The following is a 683-nucleotide window of genomic DNA, read 5'->3' as shown; positions in this document are numbered from 1 at the left end:
CGTAGGGGAACCTGCGGTTGGATCACCTCCTTACCTAGAAGATACGCCTTGTGCAGTGTCCACACAGATTGTCTGATAAAAAGTAACGAGCAGAATACCTTTATAGGCTTGTAGCTCAGGTGGTTAGAGCGCACCCCTGATAAGGGTGAGGTCGGTGGTTCAAGTCCACTCAGGCCTACCAATTCCTTCCTCCTCTGTGTTGTCGTCGCACTCGTTTGCACTAGCAAACTTCGCGTGACTCCGCCTTGATGAGAAATGAATTGGCTGACTCATCAGGCTGATGAGTAATAAAGGTGTCTGTAAGTAACTGTATGGGGCTATAGCTCAGCTGGGAGAGCGCCTGCCTTGCACGCAGGAGGTCAGCGGTTCGATCCCGCTTAGCTCCACCATTCTGTACGGTTTCTTGAATAATACTTCAGAGTATATTGGTAACAGTATGCTGCGAAGTATTTTGCTCTTTAACAATCTGGAACAAGCTGAAAATTGAAAATTACAGCTGAAATTCATCTCTCCGTAGAAGTATTGAGATGAAGAGTAACCTGTAAGTAGAGTCTCTCAAATAATCGCAGCGCGAAGTGTTTGACCTTATTTATAAGGCAAGACATCTTTGGGTTGTGAGGTTAAGCGACTAAGCGTACACGGTGGATGCCTAGGCAGTCAGAGGCGATGAAGGGCGTGCTAAT

Annotated in this window: 2 tRNA genes; both read left to right on the top strand. The window is 46.9% G+C overall.

Going from position 1 to position 683, the window contains the following annotated elements:
- Window positions 1-104 precede the first annotated feature (104 nt).
- Window positions 105-181, top strand: a tRNA-Ile gene (locus ACL9RG_RS22730).
- Between the two features lie 132 nt (window positions 182-313).
- Window positions 314-389 (top strand) — tRNA-Ala (locus ACL9RG_RS22725).
- Window positions 390-683 lie beyond the last annotated feature (294 nt).

It is taken from the genome of Rouxiella sp. Mn2063 (genome assembly GCF_049319665.1).
In the GTDB taxonomy this organism is placed as follows: Bacteria; Pseudomonadota; Gammaproteobacteria; order Enterobacterales; family Enterobacteriaceae; genus JBMOUD01.
Note: the sequence above shows the minus strand (reverse complement) of the source record. Positions and strands in the feature narration are given on the sequence as shown.